We start from the raw sequence: 25,002 nt of genomic DNA, 5'->3' as shown, positions 1-25,002 counted from the left end.
AAACGACAGAACCGATGCAGAAGAAGCCCACCCCGCGCAAGCCGTTCGGCGCTTTGGCGCGCACGCTCGCGCTGGCGGGCGTGGTTGCGTTCTCGCACGCGCCGCTCGCGCACGCCGCCGACGACGCGCTCAAGGCGCTCATCGATCAGGGCAAGTACTGGCAGGCGCATGGCCGCGGCGACCTCGCGGAGCAGGCGTGGGAGAAGGTGCTGCGCCTCGACGCGAAGCAGCCCGACGCGCTGCTCGGCATGGGCATGGTGATGGCCGACCGCAAGGACGGCGGCCGCGCCGAGTCCTATCTCGAACAACTGCGCCAGGTCGCGCCGAACTATCCCGGCATCGACGATCTGGGCCGCCGCCTCGGGCAATCGAGCCCGCGCGACCAGACCGTGAACGACGCGCGGCGTCTCGCGCAGATGGGCAAGAGCGCGTCGGCGGTCGAACAGTATCAGAAGGCGCTCAACGGCGTGCCCGCCACGCCGCAACTGCGGCTCGAGTATTACCAGGCGCTCGCGGCCACGCCCAACGGCTGGGACGAGGCGCGCAAGGGCCTCGACCAGCTCGCGCGCGACAATCCCGACGATCCGCGCTATGCGCTCGCCTACGCGCAGCACCTCACGTATCGCGACACCACGCGCCGCGACGGCATCGCGCGTCTGCAGGTGCTCGCCAACGACAGCAAGGTCGGACCGCAGGCGCGTCAGAGCTGGCGTCAGGCGCTGTTGTGGCTCGCGGCGCGGCCCTCGGATCAGCCGAGTTTCGACGCCTATCTGAAGCTCTCGCCCGACGATCCCGCCGTGAAGGCGCGCTACGAAAGCATGGTCGTGCAGGATCAGGCCACGCGCGAGCGCGCCGCTCAGGATCAGGCGAACGATGCGCGCGGCCGCGCGGTCGCCGACGGTTTCGCCGCGCTCGACCGCAACGATCTGGCGACGGCGCGCGCGCGTTTTTCGGCGATTCTCGCGAACTCGCCCAACGACGCCGACGCGCTCGGCGGCATGGGCGTGGTCGAACTGAAGCAGGAACACTTTCCCGAGGCGCGCAATTACCTCGAACGCGCGTCGCGCGCGGGCAATCCGGCGCGCTGGCGCGAGGCGCTCGCAAGCGCCTCGTACTGGACCTACACCAGCGAGGCGCTGGGCGCGCAGAGCAACGGCGAAGTTGCGAAAGCGAAGTCGCTGTTCGAGCGCGCGATTGCGCTCAATCCTTCGGATGTGACGGCCCAGGTGATGCTCGGCGAGCTGCTGCTGGCCAATCACGATCCGCAGGGCGCGGAGCAGGCGTATCGCATGGCGCTGCGCCGTCAGGCCGACAACCCCGACGCGATTCGCGGGCTCGTCGGCGCGCTCGCGGCGCAAGGGCGCGGCGACGAAGCGCTGCAGTTCGCGAACCAGCTCACGACCGAACAGCAGAGCAAGGCGGGCGGTCTCGACCGTCTGCGCGGCACGGCCGAAGCGGCCCAGGCGCGCGCCGCCGAAGCGCAGGGCGATCTGGGCCGCGCGCGCAGCCTGTTCGAAAGCGCGCTCGTCAGCAATCCTGACGATCCGTGGCTGCGTCTCGACCTCGCGCGCATCTACGTGCGCCAGGGCGCGGTGGGCACCGCGCGCAGCATGATGGACGGCTTGATCGCCGCGCATCCCGACATGGTCGACGCGCTCTATGCGAGCGCGCTGCTCGCCGAGCAGACGCGCGACTACGGCAACGGCCTGCAGATGCTCGACCGCATTCCCGCCGACAAGCGCACGACGGCGATGGCCGAGTTGCAGCATCGGCTGTGGCTCGGTCAGCAAGTCGATCTCGCGACGCAGATGGCGAAGCGCGGGCAGCGTCAGCAGGCGCTCGCGCTGCTGAGCGGCGCGGAGCCGGTCGCGCAGGCGAATCCGGCGCTGATCGGCGAACTGGCGGGCGGTTATGTCGCCGCGGGCGCGCCCGACCGCGCGCTGTGGCTCGTGCAAGGCGCGATGTCGGCGGCGCCCGGCGATGCGGGCCTGCAACTGCAGTACGCGGGCATTCTGCTCGCGAGCCATCAGGACGAGATGCTCGGCCAGGTCATGCAGCGCCTGCAGACGATGCAGCTCACGCCCGACCAGCGCACCGACTTCGACAACCTCAATCTCGCGATCGTGGTGCGCCGCGCGGACGCCGTGCGCACGAGCGGCGATCTCGCCGGTGCGTATTCGGTGATCGCGCCGTGGCTCGCGGCGATGCCCGACAACCCCGACTTGCAGGCGTCGCTCGCGCGGCTCTATTCGTCGGCGGGCGATCCGGCCAACGCGCTCAAGTGCTATCGCATCGCGCTGGCGCGCCGCCCCGACGATCACGGCCTGCAACTGGCGGCGCTCTACGCGGCGGCGGGCGCGAAGTCCTGGCACTACGCCGGGCAACTCGCCGATACGGCCTTGCGCAGCGCGCCCGACGATCCCGAAACGCTGGCCGCCGTGGGCCGCATGTATCGCGCGCAGGGCAAGCTCACGCTCGCCGCGCAGTATCTCAAGCAGTCGCTCGTCGCGAGCACGACGCCTGTCGGCGCGCGGCCGGCCGCGACCGGACGCGCCGCCAACGTGCCGCGCGGCTGGGAAGCGCTCAGCCGTCCGCTGGGCGCGAATCCGCTGCCGGGCACCAATCCCTTCGAGGGCAAGACGGCGGTCGATGCCGCCAGCGACGCGAACACGGCGGGCGCGACGAGCGGCGCGAGCGCTTTTGCGACGCCCGCGCCGAGTTCGCCGTCGTGGTCCAAACTTTCGTCTCCTGTACCGACCGTGCCTATTTCCCTGCCTCCGGCGCAGCCCGCGCCGTATGTTGCACCTTATGTGGCGCCGCCCGCCGGCTCCACCTCGGGCTACCAGGCGCCCGCCGGATCGACGGACGGCTATGGGCCGGATACGTCCGGCTCCAGCGCGTCGGGCGGCCCCGCGACGGCGCAGCCGTTGCAGCCGTATGCGCAATACGCGCCGGGCGGGTATCCGCAGGGTGGCTATCCGCAGCAGCAGGCGTATCCGCAGGGCGGCTATCCGCAGCAACAGGCGTATCCGCAGGGTTATCCGCAGCAGCCGTATGCCGCGACGCCCTGGCCGATGTCGCCCGCCGCTCAGGCCGCACAGGGCGGTTATGCGCAGCCTGCCGCGCCGTCGTCGCGTACGTCGAAGCGCACGTCGAAGAACAAGCAGGCGAATAACCGCGCCGCGTACGCCCAGCAGCAGGGCTACGCGCAGCCGTATCCGCAGGGTGGGTATCCGCAGGGCGGCTACCCGCAATATCCGCAGCAGGGTTACGCGCAGGGTGGGTATCCGCAGCAGCCGTATCCGCAACAGGGTTACGCGCCGCAGCCGTACGCGCAAGGCGGTTATCCGCAGCAAGGCTACCCGCAGCAAGGCGGCTACATGCCGCAACCGCCGTACGCGCAGCAGCAATACGGCGCGCCGGCCTACATTCCGCAGCCGCCCGCGGGCTACGCGCAGCCGTATGCGCCGCCTGCCGCCGCTGCCGCGAATGCCACGCCCACGCCGCAACAGATCGCGAATTCGCAGACGCTTGGTGTCGCCGACGAACTCGCGCAGATCAACCGCGAGCAGTCGAGCACGATCTCGGGCGGCGTGATCTTCCGCAACCGCACGGGCGAGGACGGCCTCTCGAATCTCACCGATATCGAAGCGCCGATCGAAGGCCGCATCAAGGCGGGCAATGGGCATATCGTCGTGACGGCGACGCCCGTGACGCTCGACGCCGGCACGGCCGCCACCGACCTGCCGACGCTCGCGCGCTTCGGCTCGGGCCTCAGCGGCAGCAAGGCCGGCAGCACCGGCTTCGGCTCGCAGACGGCGAGCGGCGTGGGTCTCTCGATCGGCTATGAAACGAAGTCGGTGAAGGCCGACATCGGCGCGACGCCGGTCGGTTTCCGCTATCAGAACGTGACGGCGGGTGCGGAATACGACGGCGGCATCACCGACAAGGTCTCGTACTCGCTCGCCATCACGCGCCGCGCGGTCACCGACAGTCTCTTGTCCTACGCGGGCGCGCGCGACGCGGGCGCGAACCTCGAATGGGGCGGCGTGATGAAATCGGGCGGCCGCGCCGCGCTGTCGTGGGACGACGGCACGAACGGCCTCTACGTGAACGGCGAGGCCATGTTCTACAACGGCCACCATGTGGAAGACAACGTCGGCGGCAAGGCGGGCGGCGGTTTCTACACGCGCGTCTACAAGGACGCCGACCAGACCTTCACGGTGGGCGTGAACACCACGTGGATGATGTTCGACAAGAACCAGTCGTACTACACCTACGGTCAGGGCGGCTACTTCAGTCCGCAGCAGTACGTGATCCTGAACCTGCCGGTCGAATACGCGGGCCGCAACGGGCCGTTCTCGTTCGATCTGAAGGGCTCGATCGGCGTGCAGCATTATCGCGAGGATGCGGTGCCGTACTTCCCGCTCGATGCAGGCCTGCAAGGCGCGGCCAGTAGCAACATGAACAGCGTGAGCTCCGCCGCCGCCACGCTCGACCCGAACGCGACCTATCCGGGGCAGAGCAAGACCGGCTTCGCGTACTCGGTCTACGCGAGCGGCGAGTATCAGCTCGGGCCGCAGCTCGCGGTCGGCGCGATGGCTTCGCTCGGCAACGCGTATCAGTATCGCGAGTGGCTCGCCGCCGTGTATCTGCGCTACAGCTTCTCGCCGCAGTCGGGCTCGCAACCGTTCCCGCCGCGCGCGTTCTCGTCGCCGTTCCTCGCGACATCGGACTGACGCGGACGGTTCGTCGGCTCCAGAATAACGGCCCGATGCGCATCACGCATCGGGCCGTTTTATTTCAGCGCGCGTTCAAGCCGCTTCAAGCCGCCTCGGGCCACGGCAAACCCGGCGTGGCCCAGTCGAGTTCGACGGCGAGCAGCACCTGCATGTCGTTCACACGCAGCGCGATCGACACGATGATGCACAGATTGCTCGTGATCGGCGACAGCATCGGCCCCGAGTAGACGGCGCTGCCGCGCTGGCGCACGGCCTTCCAGAAGAACGCGCGATGGTCCCAGCGTCCGCTCACGACCGCGCTCGTGCGCTTGTCGCCATAGAGATGATTGACGGGCGGCGCATCGGCGGCACCGCGCGCTTCGAACAGCGTCGCGCGGCCGGTCGGACCGAGCGCGAACACACGCAGACACAGCGGACGCGCGAGCAGCGCGGCCAGCGAAACCGGATACGGCACGCCCGATTCGACCTGCCTGCCCGCGTCGGTGAGCGCGTCGAGATACGGGCGGATCGTCGAATCGAACTGGCCCATGCGCGTCGAGCGCGCGAGCGCGACTACGTCGAACGCATGATCGATACGCGTGGGCGCCGCGCCGCCGGGCGCGAGCGACGCGCTCGGCCGTCCGAGCAGATAACCCTGCGCGATATCCACCTTGGCTTCCACGGCGAGCACCAGTTCTTCGGTGGTTTCCACGCCTTCGACCACGACGACGATGTCCGCCTGATGCAGCAACGTGACGAGGTCGCGCAGCAGCGGACGGCCCGAGCGCCGGTTGCGCGCGCGGATCAATTCGCCGTCGAGCTTCACAAGATCGGGCTGGATGCGCAGCAGGCGGTCGAGGTTCGAATAGCGCGCGCCGAAGTCGTCGACGGCGATCAGGAAACCGCAATCGCGATAGCGGTTCGCGGCGAGCGAGAGTTCGTTCGGATCGGCGTCGTCGGTTTCGAGCAGTTCGAGCACGATGTCGCCGGTGTCGAGGCCCGCGTCGTGCACGAGGCTCGCGAGTTCCAGTTCGTAGCCGGGCCGCACGAAGGTGGACGGCAGCACGTTCAGGAACAGGCGCGCGCCCTCGGGCAACTGCGCGCCGACACTGCGCAGATGGCATTGGTGCGCGAGCACGTCGAGCGCCATCAGCTCGTCGGGCGTGAGGCCGCCGAACAGCACGACGGGCGCGACCAGCTGATGGTCGTCGTCCTCGCCGCGCAGCAGCGCTTCCACGCCGATCAACTGCTCGCGCGGCAGGCTCCAGAGCGGCTGAAAATGCGAGACCAGCGTGACGTTGCGCCAGCGCAGATGCGGCATCGCATGGCTCGCAAGGTCGCGCGCGCGCAGCGGCGCGGGCGCGTCGCTCGCGGTGTTGCGCACCGGCACGCGCAGCACGCCGCGCTCGAACGCGACCTGATTGCGGCCGGCCTGCTTGGCGCGGAACAGCGCTTCGTCGGCGCGTTCGAGCAGCGAGGCGACGGTGTCGCCGTGCGCGAGCCGCGCCACGCCGATGCTCGCGGTCACGAAACCTTCCGGTCGCGGCAGGCGGGCGATCTCGGCACGTAGCGATTCTGCGAAGCGTTCAATCGGGCAGTCGGCCTGTTCCGGCATCAGCGCGACGAACTCCTCGCCGCCGATGCGCGCGATCAGCGTGCCGGCGGGCGCGAGCGCGACGATCGTCTGTGCGACGTTCATGAGCGCCTTGTCGCCCGCGCCGTGGCCGAACTGATCGTTGATCGACTTGAACTGGTCGATGTCGACGAAGAGGAGGGCGACGGGCGGGCTGTCGGCCGTGCGCTGCTCGATGGTCTGCGCCGCCGCGTCGAGAAACGCGCGACGGTTCTGCACGCCCGTGAGCGGGTCGGTGGCCGCGAGCGTCGTCAGTTCTTCTTCGAGCCGGAAGTGACGAAAGCGGAAGTGATAGAAGCCGAAATGAAACACCACGGCGGTGCTCAGCGAGATCGTCACCCAGACGCCGAAGATCGCGAGCTGCTCGGGCGAGAGCGTGAGCACGAACGGCAGCGTCGCGACGTAATAGAGCACGTTGCCGACCACGAAATGGCGCGGCGTGAGCCACAGCGGCGCGGCGCACAGCGTGATCGCCACCACGGCGGGCAGCATCCACGCGAGCGGCGCGCCGGTGCCGCGCACGAGCGTATTGGCCGCGCACTGCATGATGACCACATAGGCCACGCCGATAAAACCGAACTCGGCGGTCGTGCGCGTGCGCGGAATCGCGAGCACGAGCAGCACGAGACCGATGGCCGCGAGCACGGTGACCCAGAACGGATAGCGCCCATCGACGAGCAGCAGCCGCGCGACGGCGAACAACGCGTAAGTGCCGATCGACAGCGCCATCGTCACGAACGAGAGCGGCCGCTGAAGCTCAAGCGAGCGCAGATGGAAGCGCTTCCGTTCGATGGGTGCAACCGGCGAGGGAAATACGGATGACCACATGGCGCGCGCTCCGGCGACTTGTCAGACGAATGTGGCGCCCAGTATAGCGGGCGCCCGTTAATGGAACGTGAGGGAAAGCTCGCGGGCGGCGTGGCCCGCCGACATCATTGCGGTGCGCGTTCGATCGTGGTGCGGTGGATCACGGCGACGGCGCGGCGGTCGGCGTCGTCGATCGTATCGGTCCAGAGCATGCCATAGTCGGGCGGCCGCGCGGCGGGGCGCGTGTCCAGTGCGGCGAGCGTGCGGCGCACGCCGTCGGCGGATAGCGAGGCGAAGTGGCCGGGCGTTGGCGTGATCGGCGCTGGCGGCGGGATTGGCGTGATTGGCGTGATTGGCGTGATCGGCGCGGCAGGCGCCAATTTGTCAGCCACGTCAGTTTGCGTGGCAATGGCCGATGCCGCAGCGGGCGCGAAAAGCGCGCTCTGCGTATTGATGGCGCATGCCGCCGACGTCCCCGTCGATATCCCCAGCGACAGCAAGCTCCCGATTACCCGTTTTTTTGTTGTGTCCAATGCACACCACCGTCATGCGGAATCCACGCCGCGCGCGCTTTTCTGACCGGCGCTTGCACGGCGAACCGCATGGAATATCGGCATCGCGCGGGAATTCTTTAGACAAATAGGACGATGGCTTGCGCTCGCGAAGCAAACAGGCGAGCGCAACGAGGTGTGTCGGCGCGTACGACTGCGACGCGCTTCAATGCGCCACGCGGCTCAACGCGTGACGGTTGCGCGCCGGCGCGAGCGGCGGCAGCGGCTCGACCTTGCCCACCAGAAAGAGATACGACAGCGCGCCCACGAGGCACAGCACGCCCGCCGCGACGAGCGGCACCACGAACGAGCCCCTGGTGATCGTCAGCATCACGCCGGTGAACGTGGTGATGAAGATGCCCGCGAGATTGCCCGCGAAGTTCTGGATGCCGCCGAGCGAGGCCACATGCGCGGGCGTGGGCGCGACTTCGCCGACGAGCGTCCAGACATTCGCGCCTGCGAACGACAGCGCCGCATACGAGAGCGCGAACAGCCCGAGACAGAGCCACACGTCCTGCACGAGCGCCGAAAACGCAATCGCCGACGACGCGATCATGCCGCCCACGAGACAGGTCTTGCGCGCGGCGGTGGCGCTCCAGCCGCGTTTGAACAGCGTGTCGGAGACCCAGCCGCCCAGCCAGCCGCCGGGAATCGCGAGCAGCGCGGGCAGCATGCCGAGCGTGCCCAGCGACGCGAGCGAAAAACCGCGCGATTGCAGCAGATAGCTCGGAAACCAGGTGATGAAGAAGTAGATCGCGAAATTCAGGCAGAACAGGCCGATCATCATGCCCCACACCGTGCGGTAGCGGAACAGGTCGATCCAGCGCACGCGCGGCGCGTCCGGCGCATCCGGTGCATCCGGTGCGTTGGGGACGCCGCGTTCGGCCAGCAAGGCGGCGACCTGCGCGGGCGCGATGCCGCGAAAACGCTCCGGGTCGCGATAGATGAACCACCACGCGAGCGCCCAGACCACGCCGAGCGCGCCCGTGACCGCGAACGAACCGCGCCAGCCCACGGCGGAGATCAGCCACGCGACGAACGGCAGCGACAGCGCCGAGCCCACGCGCGAGCCGCTATCGAAGATGCTGCTCGCGAGCCCGCGTTCGCGACGCGGAAACCAGTTGAACGCGACCTTCGCAAACGACGGAATCGCGGCGGCTTCGCCCACGCCCAGCATCAGGCGCATGCCGACGAGCTGCGCGAGCCCGCGTGCGGCGCCCGTCGCTACCGTGAACACCGACCACCAGCCCACCGCGAAGGCGAGCGCGAGCCGCACGCCGACCTTGTCGATGAACCAGCCCGCGGGCAATTGCAGGAACGCGTAGGTCCAGAAAAACGCGCTCAGCACGAGGCCCATGCCGACGGCGTCGAGCCCGAGGTCCGTGCGGATGCTGGGCGCCGCGATCGCGAGATTGGCGCGATCGACGAAGTTGATGACGTTGGCGAGGAAACACATGAGGATCATCGCCCATCGGATTCTTGGCATCGAAGGTCTCCGCTTCGTTGGATCGTGACTGGCGGCCGCGCCTGCGTGGGCGCGGCGTTGTTGTTCGTGCGGCGTCAGGGCGCCTTGTCCATCGCTTCCCAGAGCCCGTTCAGATACACGGCGCCGAGCGCGCGATCGTAGAGGCCGTAGCCGGGTTTGCCGGTTTCGCCCCAGATCATGCGGCCGTGGTCGGGGCGCACGTAGCCCGTGAAGCCGGTGTCGTGATACGCCTTCACGATGGCCGCGATGTCGAGCGAGCCGCAGCTCGACAGATGCGCGGATTCCTCGAAATCGCCCTCGGGCGTGATCTTCACGTTGCGGATGTGCGCGAAGTGAATGCGGCCCATCGCGCCGAACTCGCGCACCAGCGCTTCGACGTTGTTCTGCGGGCCCGCGCCGAGCGAACCGGAGCAGAGCGTCAGGCCGTTGGCCGGGTGATCGACGATCTTCACGATGCGCGCGAGGTCGTCGCGATTCTTCACGATGCGCGGCAGACCGAAGATCGGGCGCGGCGGATCGTCGGGATGGATCGCCATCTTGATGCCGCATTCGGCGGCCACGGGCACGATCGCCTTGAGAAAGTATTCGAGGTGCTCCCACAGCCGCGCTTCGTCGATCTCGCGATAGTCCGCGAGCAGCGCCTGCAATTGCTCCGGGCGATAACTCGCGTCCCAGCCCGGCAGCGAAATGCCCTGGCTCGGATCGATGCGCTCCACTTCCGCGGTGCTGAACGCGAGACAGGTCGAACCGTCTTCGAGCGTCTTCGCCAGTTCGGTGCGGGTCCAGTCGAACACCGGCATGAAGTTGTAGCAGATCACCTGCACGCCGGCCGCAGCCAGATGGCGGATGGTCTGCTGATAGTTGGCGATCAGGCGGTCGCGGCCGGGTTTGCCGAGCTTGATGTCCTCGTGCACGGGCACCGACTCGACCACCTCGAAACGCAGGCCCGCGGCTTCGATCGTCGCCTTGAGCGCGGCGATTTTGTGCGGCGGCCAGACCTCGCCGACCGGCTCGTCGTAAATGGCCGACACGATCTGCGTCACGCCCGGAATCTGGCGGATGTACTGGAGCGGGACCGGATCGGACTCGCCATACCAACGGAACGACATTTTCAAAGCGGACTCCTGCGGGATGCGGCGACGGCGAACGCGTGGTCCGTCTGCCTTGGTTCACCAGAAATATAATTGGTCAACCAATGAGGCGAGATAGTGGTTTACCACTGCGGCGCGCCAGCCGACGCCGCGCCCCGTCGCAGATTCCGGCGCGCGAGCCGATGGCCGTGCAAAGTGGTGTACCATTTCGGCCAGCGTGGCCGCGACGGGCGGCCAGCGGTTTTTCGAGAACACTGGATGACCGACGTCTCCCTCACGCCCGCGTCTCGCGTGGCAGACGCCGAAGCGGCCGACCGGTCCTATGTCGGCCTGGCGAAACAGATCTACGAACTCATTGCTGCGGGCGATTTCGGCCCCGGCGCGCGCCTGCCCTCCGAGCGCACGCTGGCGGAACGCTTCGGCGTGAGCCGCACGCAGGTGCGCGAGGCGATCATCGCGCTGGAAGTGCGCGGCGCGGTGGAAGTGCGCGTGGGCTCGGGCATCTACGTGGCGGAGCAGGTCGCGCCGCTGCCGGCGGCGTTCGAATTGCCGCGCGGACCCGGACCGATCGAGACGCTGCGCGCGCGTGCGCTGATCGAAGCGGAGATCGCGGCGCTGGCCGCCACCGAGCGCAAGGACGCCGATCTCGACCGGCTGTTCGCCGCGTTGCGCGCGATGCGCGAGAACATGGACGACAAGGCCGCGAACGAAGCGGCGGACCGCGATTTCCATCTGGCGATCGCCGAGGCGTCGGGCAATGCCGTGCTTCGGCACATGGTGGCGGCGATGTGGGACAGTTCGCGCGCCGATCCGCTATGGCGCAAGATCGAAGAGCACTTTCACACCACGGCCTTGCGCGCGGCGTCGCAGGAGGAGCATCAGCGCATCTTCACGGCGATCATGACGCGCGATGCCGCCGGCGCGCGCGCGGCGATGCAGGCGCATCTGACGCGGGTGATTGGCGAGTTTACGCAGGCGTGGCGTTAAGGCGTATCGGGCAGGAAACGCTCAGGCCAGTACCGGGTCGATTTCCTGGCTCGACAAGCCATACGCCGCCATGCGCGCGCGATGATCGTCGCTGCCGAGATACGCGCGTAACTGCGCGTTCACCGCGGCGAGCAACGGCGTGTTATTGCGGTTGAACGAGAATGCGCCGAGCGGCGCGCATTTTGTGTTCGTGCCGGCGCTTGCGCTTGCGTTGGCGTGATCCACCGCTTCGAGATTCGCATCGCCGATACGCGACGCAAGGATGCGATTGCCGAGCGCGGTGCTCGCATAAGCGTCGATACGTCCTTCGCGCAGTGCGGAAATTGCTTCGGACTGTTGATCGAATAAGGTGATCTGCCGATCGCGCACGCCAGCCGCAAGCGCCGAATCGTGCTGCACCTGTCCCGCGATGATGCCGAGCCGCGCATCGTCGCGTCGCGCGACGGCTGCGTAATTCACGAGCGATTTCGGATTGCCCGCGCGTAGCAAAAACCCGTCGCCGATCGCCCAGACCGGCGTGCTGAACGCCACCGTATGCGCACGTTGCGGCGTGACGAAAAGCGGCACATTCATGTCCCAGTCGCCCGCCTGCACGCCGGGCAATAACGCGCTGAAGGTGGTCGCCCGATACGCGATCTGCGTGATGCCGATCGCCGTGAGCACGCATTCGGCGAGTTCGATATCGGCGCCCGTGGCGTGGCCGCTGGCGACATCGGTCCAACCGAACGGCGGTTCTTCGATATACGCGATCGTGACTTTCATGACGCACTCGCGGGAAGGAGAGCGGACATTCTACGCAGGCCATATTTCAGTGCGGTGGCTTTTGTCGCGAAAGAGCCGGAAGTGGTTGTGACAGAACCAAGTACGCGGATCGGCGAATGCACTCGATTCAATACGCATCAATGACGTTAAAAGCGGAAATAATAAAGGGCTGAATGTATTTCCCGGAAAATTTTGTAAGATAATGCTGAGCGTTTAAATGGCGACCAGAAAAGGACAGGAATGGGGGCGCAGGATCTCATTGCAGCCATTACCGGGGGCGTGGCGCAAACCGATCGGCTAATCAAGCTTGATACCCCACTCGGCGATAATGTGCTTCTACCGCAACGCGCGGTGGGTCACGCACGTATGGGCCGCGATTACGGCTTTACACTCGATGTCGTTTCCACGAACGAAAACGTCGAGTTGAAACAGCTGATCGCGCAGCCCGTGACGTTGTGGCTGCAACAGGCCGATCAGACCTATCTGCCGCATCACGGCTACGTCCACACGGCCCGCCGGCTGGGCGCGGACGGCGGTTTGACGAGCTATCAGCTCGAATTCGCCTCCTGGCAGCACTTCCTGCGCTATCGCTCGGACGCCCGCATCTGGCAGGATAAAACCGCCGACGCCATCCTCACCGACGTATTCAATGCGCATCCTCAGGCGCGCGGCGCTTTCCGGTTCGCCATTCAACATGTCTTGCCCACGCGTTCGTTTTGCGTGCAATACGAGAGCGACTGGAATTTCTGCCAGCGGATTATGGAATCCGAAGGCCTCTTCAGTTATTTCGAACAGGCCGCCGATGGGAAATCGCACACGGTCGTAATTACCGATAATATCGACGCATTGCCCGCTTTAAATCCGCAATCGGTTAATTTTTACCGATCGGGCGTGAATAGCGAAACCAATGCGCTGGTGCAATGGAGCGGCACGCGCACTTTGCAAAGCGTGACGCTCACGACGCGCACGTTCGACTACAAATCGCCGGGCACGGTCGCGAATCCGAAGGGCACCTCGGTGCCCACGCACGCGAATCAAGGCGATCTTCCGCAGCAGGCTGAAGTCTACGAATATACGGGCGCGTACACCTACGGCGATCAGTCGCGTGGCGACACGCTCAGCGAAACGCGCATGGAAGAGTGGGAGTCGCGCTCGAAGCGTTTCGAAGGCGCGGGCGCCGTGCGCAATCTCGACGCGGGGCGCTGGTTCGAACTCGACGGCCATCCGGTGCACGACACGGACAGCCAGCAGGACCGGCAATTTGCCGTGATCGAGGCGCGCTGGTTCATCGACAACAATCTGCCCGTTTCGGCCACGCAGACGCAAACGTTCCCGCACAGCCTGCAAGGCGAGCTGGCGGCGATCAAGGCCGCGAATGCGAGCGGCAGCGACGCGCTCGCGGTGAAAGCCACGGACGGCAGCGCGGGTTTTCTGCTCGTGCAGATCGAGGCGCAGCGCAAGGCCGTGCCGTATCGCAGCCCGCTCGAGCATCGCAAGCCGAAGATGACCATGCAGACGGCGCTGGTGGTCGGCCCGGAAAACGAAGAAGTCTATACCGATACGCAAAACCGCATCAAAGTCTATTTTCATTGGGACCGTCTGAATGCGGGCGACGAAGCGGCGTCGTGCTGGATACGCGTGGCCATGTCCGATTCGGGTGGCAGTTACGGCAGCGTGCACGTGCCGCGTATCGGCGAAGAAGTGGTCGTGAGCTGGCTCGACGGCGATTGCGATCGACCGATCGTGACGGCGCGCGTCTATAACGGCGACACGAATCCGAACTGGCATTCGAACGGCATTCTCTCCGGCTACAAGTCGAAGGAATTCGGCGGCAGCGGCTACAACCAGATGGTGATGGACGATGCGACGGGCCAGAATCGCGCGCAGCTTTACAGCACGAGCGCGAATTCGCAATTGCAACTCGGCCATCTGATTGCGCAGAGCGCCAATTCGCGCGGCGCGTATCTGGGCAGCGGCTTCGATCTGAAGTCGGATGCGTTCGGCGCGGTGAATGCAGGGCAAGGGCTCTATGTGAGCACCTATGCGAAGAGCGCGACGAGTCAGCAGCTCGACGTGAGCGAAGCGAAAACGCAGTTGGAAAGCGCGCAGGAAACCATCGACGCGCTGTCGCAGGCGAGCGAGAAGCATCAGGCCGAATCGCTGCAGGACGGCACGCAGGCGCTCAAGACGTTTGCGAGCGCGACGCAATCGACACAATCGACGCAACAAGGCGCGAGCAGCAGCGCATCGGGCGGCAATACCGCGGGCGGCGGAACGGGCAGCGCGAATGCGTTCACCGAGCCGGTGATGCTGATGGCGAGTCCGTCGGGGATTGCGCTTTCTACGCAGGATTCGGCGCATGTCGCTGCTAAAGAGCAGATCACGTTCGTCAGCAAGCAAAGCACGCATGTGGCGGCGGGTAAGTCGCTGCTCGCGAGTATCGGCGAAAAGCTGAGTCTCTTTGCGCAAACGGCGGGCATGAAACTGTTCGCGGGCAAAGGCAAGTTCGAGATTCAGGCGCAGTCGGACAATATCGAGGTGACGGCGCAGAAGACGCTACGGCTGATTTCGGCTTCGGAGCGCATCGAGGTAGCGGCGAATCAGGAAATTCTGCTGACCTGTGGCGGTGCGTATATTCGTATAAAGGACGGCAACATCGAGATTCACGCACCGCGGGACATCGACATCAAGGGCGCGCAGCACGCACTTGACGGCCCCACCAGCAGTCCGTATGACCTGCCCGTGCTCGCGAAGGGCGATCTCCACAACAAGCTTGAGCTCAATCTCACGGACGGCAATCTCAAGCCTGTACCGCAGGCTCCCTACAAAGTGGTGTTCGAGGACGGAACGACCTTGGCTGGCAAACTCGACGGAAGCGGCCACGCCGTCCTGCGGGACGTGCCGGACGGCGCGGCGAAGGTGTTTTTTGGTGAAGATGTTCGGTCTTTTACGCCCCAGTCCGTTCCCGCAGCTCAGGAGATTGCGCAGTCTGACGTTCTCAAGGAACTGCATCAAGCTGGACACCACGGCATTACGGACGAAAACCTATATAGCCTCTTCAACAAATTCTCTGGTCGTCCGGACGTGTCATGAACAAAAACGACCAACAGGCAATAGAGGATGCCGTCAAAGAAATCAGCTTGTCTATGGCAACGAACGCCGTGCCGTTGTTCTATGTTGCACAGAACGTTTACGACACGACCGAGAGCGTCTGGACTGTGTGGAATGCGCGAGCGAGCACAGACGAGATGACGAAAATCGAGGCCGGTATTGACCTTGTATTTTCGGTCGTTGGCTGGGTTCCGGTGGTCGGAGCGGGCGTCAAGCGCACGTTCCGCCTCGTCAATCACAGGTCGGAAATATATGGTCCGTTACTTTTCGATATTCTGCGTCTCGTTCTCCAGCAGGCGCACATTCAGACCAGCCCGGAAACGCTAATCGACAAACTGTTCGACGCAACCGGCGTAAAGAAGTATCTGATTGATGCGCGAGTGCATATTCAGAAGTCGTGGTTGTATCGTGAGATGCCGTCCGGCGTTCAGGTCACTTTCATGCAGGCGCTGGCCTTCGTGGAAACAAACCTGCCTTATTGGCTCGCGCAGTTCGTTCAACGCAAGTTGCTGCATTGGCGCAGGAAGCAGCCAAACTCGTCTGCAATGAGCACTTTGGAAGATCACCGGACCACTGCGAAGCCTGGCGCAAAGGGCGAAGAGGCTAAAGCAGGACACGAGCGGCCGGTCTCGACGCCTTCGCGCGGAGTGGTGAATGCCAGGCTTGCTGTCACCGATATCACGACGAGTATCACCGGTATCCTGGGCGAACACATCGGTGATTACTATTGCTATGAAAAGCTCAATTGGGGTAACGGCTGGAAGGGGCATGACAAGGGGCTGGCCGGCAAATGGACTGAGAAACCGGGCCTTCGCGTCATGGGGAAACTCAACGATTATGGCAAGCTGAACAAGCTGTTCGACCTCAAGGCGCGTGGCCACGGTCTCGATGGGGTCTGGCGTGCCGCGCCGTCCAACAATCAGCTCAAGGACTTTGCTATCGTTGAGATCAAGTCATCAACGACGACCCGGAAGCTCAAGGACCCGAATGCCAAGCCAGGCGTTGCGAGCAAGCTCGGCACGATCAAGGAGGCGGTCCGTCCTCCAGCCCAAGACCTGCTCGAACCTGCGGAAAACGCGGTGCCGACGCCGTCGGCCGCAGGGGGAGGGAAGCCAGGAGGAGGCAAACCTTCGATGGGTAGTGGAAAGCGCGAGCCAGGCGGGTACGTCAGTGGTCCGCAGAGGAAGCAGCAAACCAGTGGCGACCAATCGGCAACCGGAGCGAGCGCGAAGGGCGGGGGAGCGTCATCCGGACCTGGCAGCGCGAAAATTGCTCGGGTCCAGATGAGTCACCAGTGGATTGAAGGAAGACTCCCTGCTGCGGTGCCGAACCAGAGTCTGGTGGAAAGCATACTCAGGTCGGGATACGCGCGACATCTGTTGTATGTCCCGTTCTATCTTCCATCGGCTATCCAGCACGTCGAAGCCCTGGCCACCGGCGCTGAACATGAACATACGGATCACGATCTCCCCGTCACTCACCACTACAAAGAGGGCGAGGTTGACCAGGCGGTTAAACTCAAGGCGAGCCGGATAAAATAGTGTAGTGCTATGAGATTACTGATATGAGCGAAGACTTCGATTCGAAGCGGCGGCAACGCTTTCTTGACGAGGACTATTTCAATTGGCGTTTGGGTCTGTTGAATGACAGCATCGCGTACTGGTCGGAAAATACGGCTCCGACGGGTAGCGATGAGGCGGAGCGAAAAGCGATCACTCAGCGTTATTACGCCGCCGATGTATATCGGCGCTTCCTGCTCATGTACACGGGGGGCGCGGATATTTCAGTGTTACGGGGCGGGCTCGATCTGGTTGTGGATGCGTATGAAAGCTACGCGATTGCCCAACGCTTGAGCTTGCATGACGCGACCGAGCCGCCACTGATATTCGAAGAAATTGGCGAGTATGAAACAGTGATGCAGTTGATTGGCTTTTGCTATCTGCTGCACAGGCGTGATTTGCTTCCTCGGCTAGTCGCCATGTTCGATCCTTCCTATCGGGGCAGGGATACCTTGTATGAGGATCTGCTGGCCTATGAGCTGGAAGGACGGATCAACGTCGACAACTGGTATCACGATGTACCCTATCGGCCACTCGTCTTTAGCTTGTATCGTGAGACCAGCCACGAGCCCGTCAACGATCTGCAGGAGTATCTCGACGCGTGGTATCCAGGAATGGTGGACGCTTCCTGGCATGATGGTCATCTTGACGCCCGAAGGGGGGGCAAGGGTACCTATGTCGGCTACTGGGCCATTGAAGCCGCCGCTGTGGCACTTTTGCTGCAGATGGACGATAGCGCGTTCCGGGATCATCCGTTATATCCAAAAGACCTCGCTGACTTCGCGCGGGATTTTGACGAATCGAATGGCAACGCGCAACCCCTTGATGACATTGGACCCAAGACGGTGCGCACGGGGCAACTCTGCCCTGAAACCGGCATCTGGAAAGCGAAGGGGCACAATGTGCCAGGGGTGATGATGCGTGAAGGCGATCGTATGCCCGAGGTGTTCGGTCCAGACCGCAGCGGCGCACATCGTCCGCAGCCAGCGGTCTGGGAATTCGAGCGCAAGGCATGACGTCGAACGGTTGGCCCGGCGGTCACTGAGCAAGGTAGCGGCGGCCGGCTCAAGCGGAGTCTGCCGAAAACATAGTCAGACGGCAATGCCCGTTGGCTCGCCGACCATGCATCCGCCGACGGGCCTCATGTTCGGGCCTTCGGAGGGCGATCGACCGTCAATTAATACGAAATCGGAATCAATTTTCTCAGCGGCATTTCTTGTCGAAGTTCTTTCCTGGCCTACCGATATATCAAGTCAGTTTTCAGTATGCGGCTATTTGCGTAAGCAGCCTGAAGGCGCTCCTGTTTGGCGCGCCGCTTGATCGACGCGAGCAATCGCTATAGCCGCATTCAACGTTTCTTCGATCCGGTGGGCAATCTCGTGCGCGAGCATCACGCGTACGACGTGTTCGGCGTGTCGCGCAGTTACGTCTGGCATCACAGCTACGACGAACTGGGAAATCGCACGCGCACGGTGCGCCCGGATGGTCATGCGATCGACTGGCTGATGTCTGGCTCGGGACACGTGCACGGACTGCTCGTGGATGGCGAAGAGCGCCTGGAAATCGAGCGCGACGACTTGCATCGCGAGATTCGCCGTACGCTGTCGAGCCGTATTGGTCATAGCACGCTTTATGACCCGGCGGGACGTATCGAAAGGCAGACGGTGCAACGCGAGAAAGCGCCTGCGCCGTTGAGCGCGCGGCGCTATCGCTATGACACGGCGGGACAACTCACGCAGATCGAGGACAGCCGCAAGGGCGTGACGGATTATCGTTACGATCCGGTGGGGCGTTTGCTGGAAGCGATCGGGCCGGGCGGCAAGGAGCGCTTTGCGTTCGATCCTGCGAGCAATATCGTCGATCCTGTGCAGCCTGATCGTGCACCCGGCTATTCGTTTGCCGCGCGCAGCGAAAGCACGCTGCCGGCTTCGGTGCCGAAGGTGTTGGGCAATCTGCTCAGGGAATATGCGGGCACGCACTTCGATTACGACGCGCAGGGCAATCTTGTGCAGAAGCGTTCGTCGGCTGGCACGCGGCGGTTCGAGTGGGATGCGTATGACCGCTTGAGTGGCGCGAGTGTCGATGCGCCGTCGCGGCATAGCGTGTCGAGTTATTTCTACGATCCGTTTGGGCGACGTATTGCGAAAGTCGTGGACGGCGTGGAGACGGTGTTCGGTTGGGACGGCGAAGCGCTGGCATACGAATCAACCGACGAGCGAAGCACGCATTATGTCTACGAGGCGCGGAGTTTCGTGCCGATGGCGCAGTATGTGGCTGCGCCGGTTGCCGGGATCGAGACGCCGGTGCGTCGTGAGGGCGACCGGTATATGCCGGAGGATGATCCGTTACAGCGTGTGCCGGTAGCGAATGTCGATGCGCGCATGATGTTCTATCACTGCGATCAGATTGGCACGCCGTTGATGATGACGGATGAAGCCGGCGAGGTGGTGTGGGAAGCGACGTATAAGGCCTGGGGCGAAGCGCCGGAAGTGATCGAGCGTGCGTCTGCTGTGAGCGGCGGCGAGGCAGTGAAGAATCCGCTGAGGTTCCAGGGGCAGTTCGTCGATGAAGAGACGGGGCTGCATTACAATCGGTATCGGTATTATGATCCGGCCACTGGGCGGTTTGTTAGCAAGGATCCGATTGGGTTGGCGGGTGGAATCAACGTCTATCAGTATGCGCCGAATGCGGTGCAGTGGATTGATCCGTTGGGGCTCGCGACTTGCCCCCTCCAGAAGCTTGCAGATCGCGGATTCAGTGGCGTGTCGCGGAACGAAAACGGCGGCCTTGACTATTCCAATAGCAACGCGCTGTACAATAAAAATGGTGCGAATCCGATCCAGACTATCACGTACACCGGCGATTACGAGACTGATTTTCAAAATGCGTCGATGGCTGCGTTGGGGCAAAAAACGACCCCACGTGGTTACGTGTGGCATCACGTTGACGACTACAACCCTGAGGACAACACTGGGACAATGCAACTCGTAAAGCAAGAGGCGCATAATGGCATTCCTCATGTGGGAGGGGTTAGCCAGTACCAAGCCGCGACCGGTCAAAAATACTCACACCCGTGCAGGAGATAAGAATGCGCTACGAAGACACAGAACAGAGTTTGTCGGAAAACGACCTCGACGCTTTCGAACACGTCACCAAGATTCGTTTGCCGGAAGCGTTCAAGCGTCATTATCTTGGCCATAATGGCGGATACCCGGTAGATGTGGAGAGGGTCGTTGGTCTGGATCATGTATTCCCATTTCACGGCTTCTTTCCGCTGAAATATGGTGCGCTGACGATCGAAATGATGAAAAAGGATTTGGCCGAAGATTTCGGATTGTCGGATGCTATCCCGTTTGCATATGATCAAGGGAGTAATATTTTTTATATCGCGACGACGGGTAATGATTGCGGTGCAGTGCTTCAAATTACTGCGGATACTAAGGATATCTTTTTCGTCTGTAATTCATTTGACCAGTTTTTGAACGGTCTTCAAGTATCGTAGTAGAGCGGAGAGGACGAGGTGATGTCACGTCTAAGGGATAAAGCAGATTCGCCGATTCTAGATGGTCGGATGACGGGTGGCCGCGCGAATCTCCCCTTGATGTATAGGTGCATCACTTCATAGTCCGGATAACTGCGGGCTGCTGATGAAGCGGCCCGTTGGACGGTTCCCCTTGTTAGGAGACCACTCGCACATTCACCGTATCCACGAGTACCTTAGCTTTAAATCCCGCTAGTAAAAAGTTTCTGAAAAGAAAGCAAACGTTTACATCAACGCCCCGAGCAATACTTACCTCGCCTTACCCTCACCGCACGAGCGCTCGAACTCCACGCTCCGCTCAATCAACCGAGCCCCCCCCACTAAAGCTTTCACCCAACCTGCCGATATGCAGATACGGTTATCCAGCGTCCGGCTGAATCCGTATGCCATTTGAAGGCAACGCTGTCTGGCGCGCCGATCGAGGGGCGGGCCGTGTCGTCCACACGCTTGCCGCGCCACGGCGGTTCAATTCGAACTCGAAAGCGAGCATGACGTGCGACGAATCAAGTTTGCCTGCCTGCTGTCCGGTTTGATCTGCACGATGTTTCTGGGCGCCTGTCACTCGCGCGATGCCGCATCGGTCGCCACGTCGGCCCCAGCGCGCACCAGCATCACCGCGCTCGTCTGGGCGCCGGACTGGCCCGAAGAGATGCTGCGCATCGCCTCCGATTTCAGCAAACAGAATCCGGACGTGCACGTCGACGTTCAGTTCATGGTCGGCAATTCGGTGGAGGAGAACATCAAGCCGCGCATCGCGGCCGGCACCTTGCCCGATCTCGTGAGCGTCAATCCCAACGCGTACGCGGCCGAACTGGCCGATCAGGGCATTCTCGCCGACCTCAGCCACACAGCGGCATGGCAGAGCATGCTCGAACCGCTCAAGCGCGACTGGACGAGTCATCGCGGTAAAGGCTTTGGCATTTCCGGCGGCGTCGCGACCACGATGATTTACTACAACCGCGATATGTTCGCTAAAGCCGGCATCACTGCACCGCCCGCGAATTTCGACGAATTTCTGCAGGACTGTGCGAAACTCAAGCGCGCGGGATCGACGCCTGTCGTCTGGAATGGCGGCTTTCCCAACATGCTCGGCAATGGGCCGTTCAGTTCGGGCTTCGCGAATAATGTCGTCGCGCGCGAGCCCGATTGGCGCAACAAGATGGCCGATGGTTCGCTCGATCTGAATACGCCTGAAGTCGCCGATATCTTCACAAAGATGGCGCTGATTCCCGCGCGCGGTTATGTACAGCCGGATTACATGTCGACGGGTTACGACGAAGGCATGCGGCTTTTCAAGGAAGGCAAGGTCGCCATGGCATTTCAGGGGAATTGGGCCGCCGGCCCCATGCTGCACGGGAACGCATTTCCCGTTGGCCTGTTTATTCCGCCATGGAACGCGCGCGGCGAGAAAGTCGTGCCGGTGCTCGGCAGCGAAACGGGTTTCGCCGTTTGCGAAACGCGCAATAAGGCGGCCGCCATGCGTTTCCTCGAATTCATCGCCGCGAAGGGCTTTTCGGTTCTGCAGGCGAAGCGTCATAACATTTCGCCGTTTCAGCACGGCGCGGGCACAGCGGTGAGCGATCCGGAAATTGTCGATTACACGAATGCCGTGAGCCGCTACGCTGTGACGGCGAGTCCGTATTACTCGACGCTGCCGTCGAATACGATCGAATTGCTGCATGAACTGATGCAGGACGTGCTGCTCAAGAAAATGACGCCGAGGCAGGCCGCGCAGCGCCTCGATGCGTCGGTAAAAAACGAAGCGAAGATGCACTACAAATGATCGCCATCCCCGTTTCGCTACGACGCGCTTTCGACTATCTCTCTCAGGATTTGCTGCGACGGGTCGAAATTCGCTATCGCTTGATTGCGGCATTCATCCTGTTGTCGCTGCTGCCCATTTTCGTGTCGGGCTGCATTTCCTATGTGAAATCGATTGCGGCCATCAAGGAGAATGCCGAGATCTTTTCGAAGGAAGTCGTCAAACAGGTCTCGCGCAATATCCAGCTTCGCATGCAGCAGATCGAAACGGAAAGCAATCTGCTCGTGCTGTCCGATCGCGTGCAGGGTGCGCTGGCGCGCGCTTCGAGTGGCCGCCTCAAGGAACAGAGCGAGGCGCGTCAGGCTATGACGCGGCTGTTGCTGGACCATTACGGTTCGGTCGATTACATCAATCAAAAGTATCTGCTCGACCGCAACAACCAGGTGCTGGATACGCAGGCGTTCGCGCAGCTCACGCAAGGCGTGACGAATCTTGTCGTGCAGGCGCAGGGCGTGAATGAGCGCACATACTGGGGCAGTTACGACAACGGTGTCGGGCAACAGAATCTGGGCATGGTGCGCGTCATTTTCGACAAGACCAATAACCAGAAGATCGGCAATCTGGTGTTGATCGTGCGGCCCGAGTATTTCTCGACGATCTTCAACGACGTGGCCACCGGCAGCGGTACCGAAATCGATATCTTCGACGCGAGCAACAACAAGATCATTCTGCGCGCCGATAACGCGTCCGCGAATGCCGACGCCGCGCCCGATGCCGCGCTGGCCGAAACCATCGCGCGCAGCGCGCAATCGGGCGAGACCAGCAGCGTCGTGATGCTGGCGACGAAGCACGGCGGCCGCTATCTGGCGGCGTTTTCCAAAGTCCCCGGCACGACATGGTATGTGGTCAGCACGATCGCGGAGAAAAAGCTGACTGTCGAGGCGCAGACCGTGCGCAACCAGATCGTCCTCGTCGGTATTTCGGGTTTCCTGCTGTCGATCTTTCTGGCGTATTTCATTTCGCACAGTATTTCCGCGCCGTTGCGTCAATTGGTGCGCAAGATGCACGACTCCGGCGACGACGCGGGCGCGAATGTGGACGACACGCTGCACGCGAGCGATAAGGCCGGCGGGCAGGACGAACTCGGGCGCCTCGCGCTGCGTTTCGAACGCATGCACGACGCGATTCAGCAGAAGATTCAGAAGATCAACGAAATCAATGCGTCGCTTGAGCAGACCGTGGCGGATCGCACGGCGGAGCTCGTCACACGCGAACGCGAGTCGCGCACGCTGATCGAGAATTCGCCCGATACGATCACGCGCTACGACCGCGAGGCGCGGCGCATTTACGCCAATCCGGCATTTTGCGCGTCGGCCGGATGCACGCTGACCGACTCGCTCGGCAAGCGGCCTTCGGAGTTGCCGGGCGGCCCTAACGCGCTGGTTTACGAAAAGAAAATCGGCGAGGTGTTTGCGAGCGGTAAAAGTGCGCAATTCGAACTGCGCTGGGTCGGCAAGGACGGCGAGGAGCAATGCACGCATATTCGCATTACGCCGGAAATCGATCGTGCGGGCGTGGTGAATTCCGTGCTCGCCGTAGGCCGCGATCTGTCCGACCGTATGGCGTTCGAGGCCACCATCTGGAAACAGGCGAATTTTGACGCATTAACCGGCCTGCCCAATCGTCAGATGTTTCTCGATCGACTCGACCGCGAAGCGATGCATTCGCGCCATTCGGGGCAGCGCATCGCGCTCATGCTGATCGATCTCGACCGCTTCAAGGAAGTGAACGATTCGCTCGGCCACGACAGGGGCGACGTATTGCTGATCGAAGCGGGCAAGCGCATTGGCGATTGCGTGCGCGACATCGACACGGTAGCGCGTCTGGGCGGCGACGAATTCACCGTCATTCTGCCGAATTTCGACGATCCCGACAGCGTCGAGCGCATGGCGAAAGCCATCATTGCGCAGCTTGCCGAGCCGTTCAAACTGGGCGCCGACGAAGTCTTTATTTCCGCGAGTATCGGCGTGACGTTTTATCCGGACGACGCGCGCGAACTCGATGTGCTGTTCAAGAACGCCGATCAGGCGATGTACGCCGCAAAGAGCGCGGGCCGCAATCGTTTCAGCTATTTCACGCCCGACATGCAGGTGGAAGCCGAAAAGCGACTGCGGCTCACCAATGATTTGCGCGTCGCGCTACCGGGCAATCAGTTTCAGGTGTTTTATCAGCCGATTGTCGATCTTGCGACCGGGAAGATTTGCAAGGCGGAAGCGCTGCTGCGCTGGCTGCATCCGGAGCGCGGCATGATCAGCCCGCTCGATTTCATTCCGTTGGCGGAAGATACCGGGCTGATCGTGCCGATTGGCGACTGGGTATTCCGGCAAGCGGTGCAGCAGGTTCGCCAATGGCGCGATCAATATCAGTCGTGTTTCCAGATTGGCGTGAACATGTCGCCGGTTCAGGTGCGCCAGGACAGTCTCGTGTGCTCGCGCTGGTCTGAATATCTCGCGATTGAAGGCGTGCCGGGGCAGAGCGTCGTGGTGGAAATCACCGAAGGTCTGCTGCTTCAGGCGGAATCGAAAATCGACGAGAAACTCGTAAGTTTCCGGCGCGCGGGCATCGGGATTTCGATCGACGACTTCGGCACCGGCTATTCGTCGCTCGCGTATTTGCAGCGTTTCGATATCGATTACCTGAAAATCGACCGTTCGTTCGTTCAGGATCTCAGCGTCAACGAAGACAATCAGGCGCTTTGCGAAGCCATGGTCGTGCTCGCGCACAAACTCGGGCTGCAGGTCATCGCGGAAGGCGTGGAAACCGCCGAGCAGCGCGATTTTCTCAAGGCCGTGGGCTGCGATTTCGCGCAGGGTTTTTATTATTCGGCGCCGGTGCCGCGCGCGCAATTCGAGGCGCTGGTCTGGCCGCTCATCGAAGAAAGCGTAGAGCCGGTACGAAACTGATCGCGAATACGCCGTATTCGTGTTAAAG

14 protein-coding genes and 1 pseudogene are annotated in these 25,002 nt (G+C 62.9%); 10 read left to right on the top strand and 5 right to left on the bottom strand.

What is annotated here, in order from left to right; genetic code table 11:
* Positions 1-14 precede the first annotated feature (14 nt).
* Positions 15-4,739: a cellulose synthase subunit BcsC-related outer membrane protein gene (locus G5S35_RS26290; protein ID WP_183039945.1), complete on the top strand. Its 4,725-nt coding sequence runs from the start codon at positions 15-17 to the stop codon at positions 4,737-4,739.
* Between the two features lie 85 nt (positions 4,740-4,824).
* On the opposite strand, the gene G5S35_RS26285 is transcribed toward G5S35_RS26290, so the two are convergent.
* Together G5S35_RS26285 and G5S35_RS26280 are read right to left on the bottom strand one after the other, a co-directional pair.
* The gene (locus G5S35_RS26285) at positions 4,825-7,182 is read right to left on the bottom strand and encodes a diguanylate cyclase domain-containing protein (RefSeq protein ID WP_183039944.1); all 2,358 of its coding nucleotides are present in this window, start codon (positions 7,180-7,182) and stop codon (positions 4,825-4,827) included.
* Positions 7,183-7,286: 104 nt separating this feature from the next.
* Positions 7,287-7,553, bottom strand: coding sequence for a hypothetical protein (locus G5S35_RS26280; protein WP_183039943.1), 267 nt, complete (start codon positions 7,551-7,553; stop codon positions 7,287-7,289).
* 16 nt (positions 7,554-7,569) lie between these two features.
* Here G5S35_RS26280 and G5S35_RS26275 point away from each other — a divergent pair, with 16 nt between their 5' ends.
* Positions 7,570-7,740 (top strand): hypothetical protein, encoded by a 171-nt coding sequence (locus tag G5S35_RS26275; protein WP_156773776.1) that lies wholly within the window; start codon positions 7,570-7,572, stop codon positions 7,738-7,740.
* Positions 7,741-7,878: 138 nt separating this feature from the next.
* Here the strand turns inward: G5S35_RS26275 and G5S35_RS26270 are convergent, their stop codons facing one another.
* On the bottom strand, positions 7,879-9,198 hold the full coding sequence (locus G5S35_RS26270; RefSeq protein WP_183039942.1) for an MFS transporter: 1,320 nt from the start codon (positions 9,196-9,198) through the stop codon (positions 7,879-7,881).
* Between the two features lie 74 nt (positions 9,199-9,272).
* Entirely contained in the window at positions 9,273-10,313 is a 1,041-nt protein-coding gene (gene uxuA / locus G5S35_RS26265; RefSeq protein ID WP_173816913.1) for a mannonate dehydratase, read from the bottom strand.
* A 234-nt stretch (positions 10,314-10,547) separates the two neighbouring features.
* On the opposite strand from uxuA, the gene G5S35_RS26260 reads away from it, so the two are divergent.
* Complete coding sequence (locus tag G5S35_RS26260) at positions 10,548-11,276, top strand: FadR/GntR family transcriptional regulator (protein ID WP_065060883.1); 729 nt, start codon at positions 10,548-10,550, stop codon at positions 11,274-11,276.
* Between the two features lie 21 nt (positions 11,277-11,297).
* Here G5S35_RS26260 and G5S35_RS26255 read toward each other — a convergent pair whose 3' ends face one another.
* Positions 11,298-12,038 carry a transporter substrate-binding domain-containing protein gene (locus G5S35_RS26255; RefSeq protein ID WP_074981975.1) on the bottom strand — a complete coding sequence of 247 codons (741 nt, stop codon included), beginning with the start codon at positions 12,036-12,038 and terminating at the stop codon, positions 11,298-11,300.
* A gap of 240 nt (positions 12,039-12,278) precedes the next feature.
* Here G5S35_RS26255 and G5S35_RS26250 point away from each other — a divergent pair, with 240 nt between their 5' ends.
* From G5S35_RS26250 to G5S35_RS26220, 7 genes and pseudogenes are all read left to right on the top strand, one after another.
* Positions 12,279-15,131: a type VI secretion system Vgr family protein gene (locus tag G5S35_RS26250; RefSeq protein WP_183039941.1), complete on the top strand. Its 2,853-nt coding sequence runs from the start codon at positions 12,279-12,281 to the stop codon at positions 15,129-15,131.
* The gene (locus tag G5S35_RS26245) at positions 15,128-16,690 is read left to right on the top strand and encodes a hypothetical protein (RefSeq protein ID WP_074981977.1); all 1,563 of its coding nucleotides are present in this window, start codon (positions 15,128-15,130) and stop codon (positions 16,688-16,690) included. Before G5S35_RS26250 ends, G5S35_RS26245 begins: the two co-directional genes overlap by 4 nt.
* Before the next feature lie 23 nt (positions 16,691-16,713).
* Positions 16,714-17,724 (top strand): PoNe immunity protein domain-containing protein, encoded by a 1,011-nt coding sequence (locus tag G5S35_RS26240; RefSeq protein ID WP_074981978.1) that lies wholly within the window; start codon positions 16,714-16,716, stop codon positions 17,722-17,724.
* Positions 17,725-18,021: 297 nt separating this feature from the next.
* A pseudogene (locus G5S35_RS26235) lies at positions 18,022-19,794 on the top strand (HNH endonuclease signature motif containing protein); the annotation flags it as partial.
* A gap of 2 nt (positions 19,795-19,796) precedes the next feature.
* On the top strand, positions 19,797-20,210 hold the full coding sequence (locus tag G5S35_RS26230; protein WP_183039940.1) for an SMI1/KNR4 family protein: 414 nt from the start codon (positions 19,797-19,799) through the stop codon (positions 20,208-20,210).
* Between the two features lie 580 nt (positions 20,211-20,790).
* A complete protein-coding gene (locus tag G5S35_RS26225) occupies positions 20,791-22,032 on the top strand; it encodes an ABC transporter substrate-binding protein (protein WP_065061026.1) in 1,242 nt (413 codons plus the stop codon).
* Complete coding sequence (locus G5S35_RS26220) at positions 22,029-24,974, top strand: bifunctional diguanylate cyclase/phosphodiesterase (protein ID WP_183039939.1); 2,946 nt, start codon at positions 22,029-22,031, stop codon at positions 24,972-24,974. Before G5S35_RS26225 ends, G5S35_RS26220 begins: the two co-directional genes overlap by 4 nt.
* The last annotated feature ends 28 nt before the right edge of the window (positions 24,975-25,002 follow it).

The sequence above is a fragment of the Paraburkholderia tropica genome (genome assembly GCF_014171495.1).
In the GTDB taxonomy this organism is placed as follows: Bacteria; Pseudomonadota; Gammaproteobacteria; order Burkholderiales; family Burkholderiaceae; genus Paraburkholderia; species Paraburkholderia tropica.
Note: the sequence above shows the minus strand (reverse complement) of the source record. Positions and strands in the feature narration are given on the sequence as shown.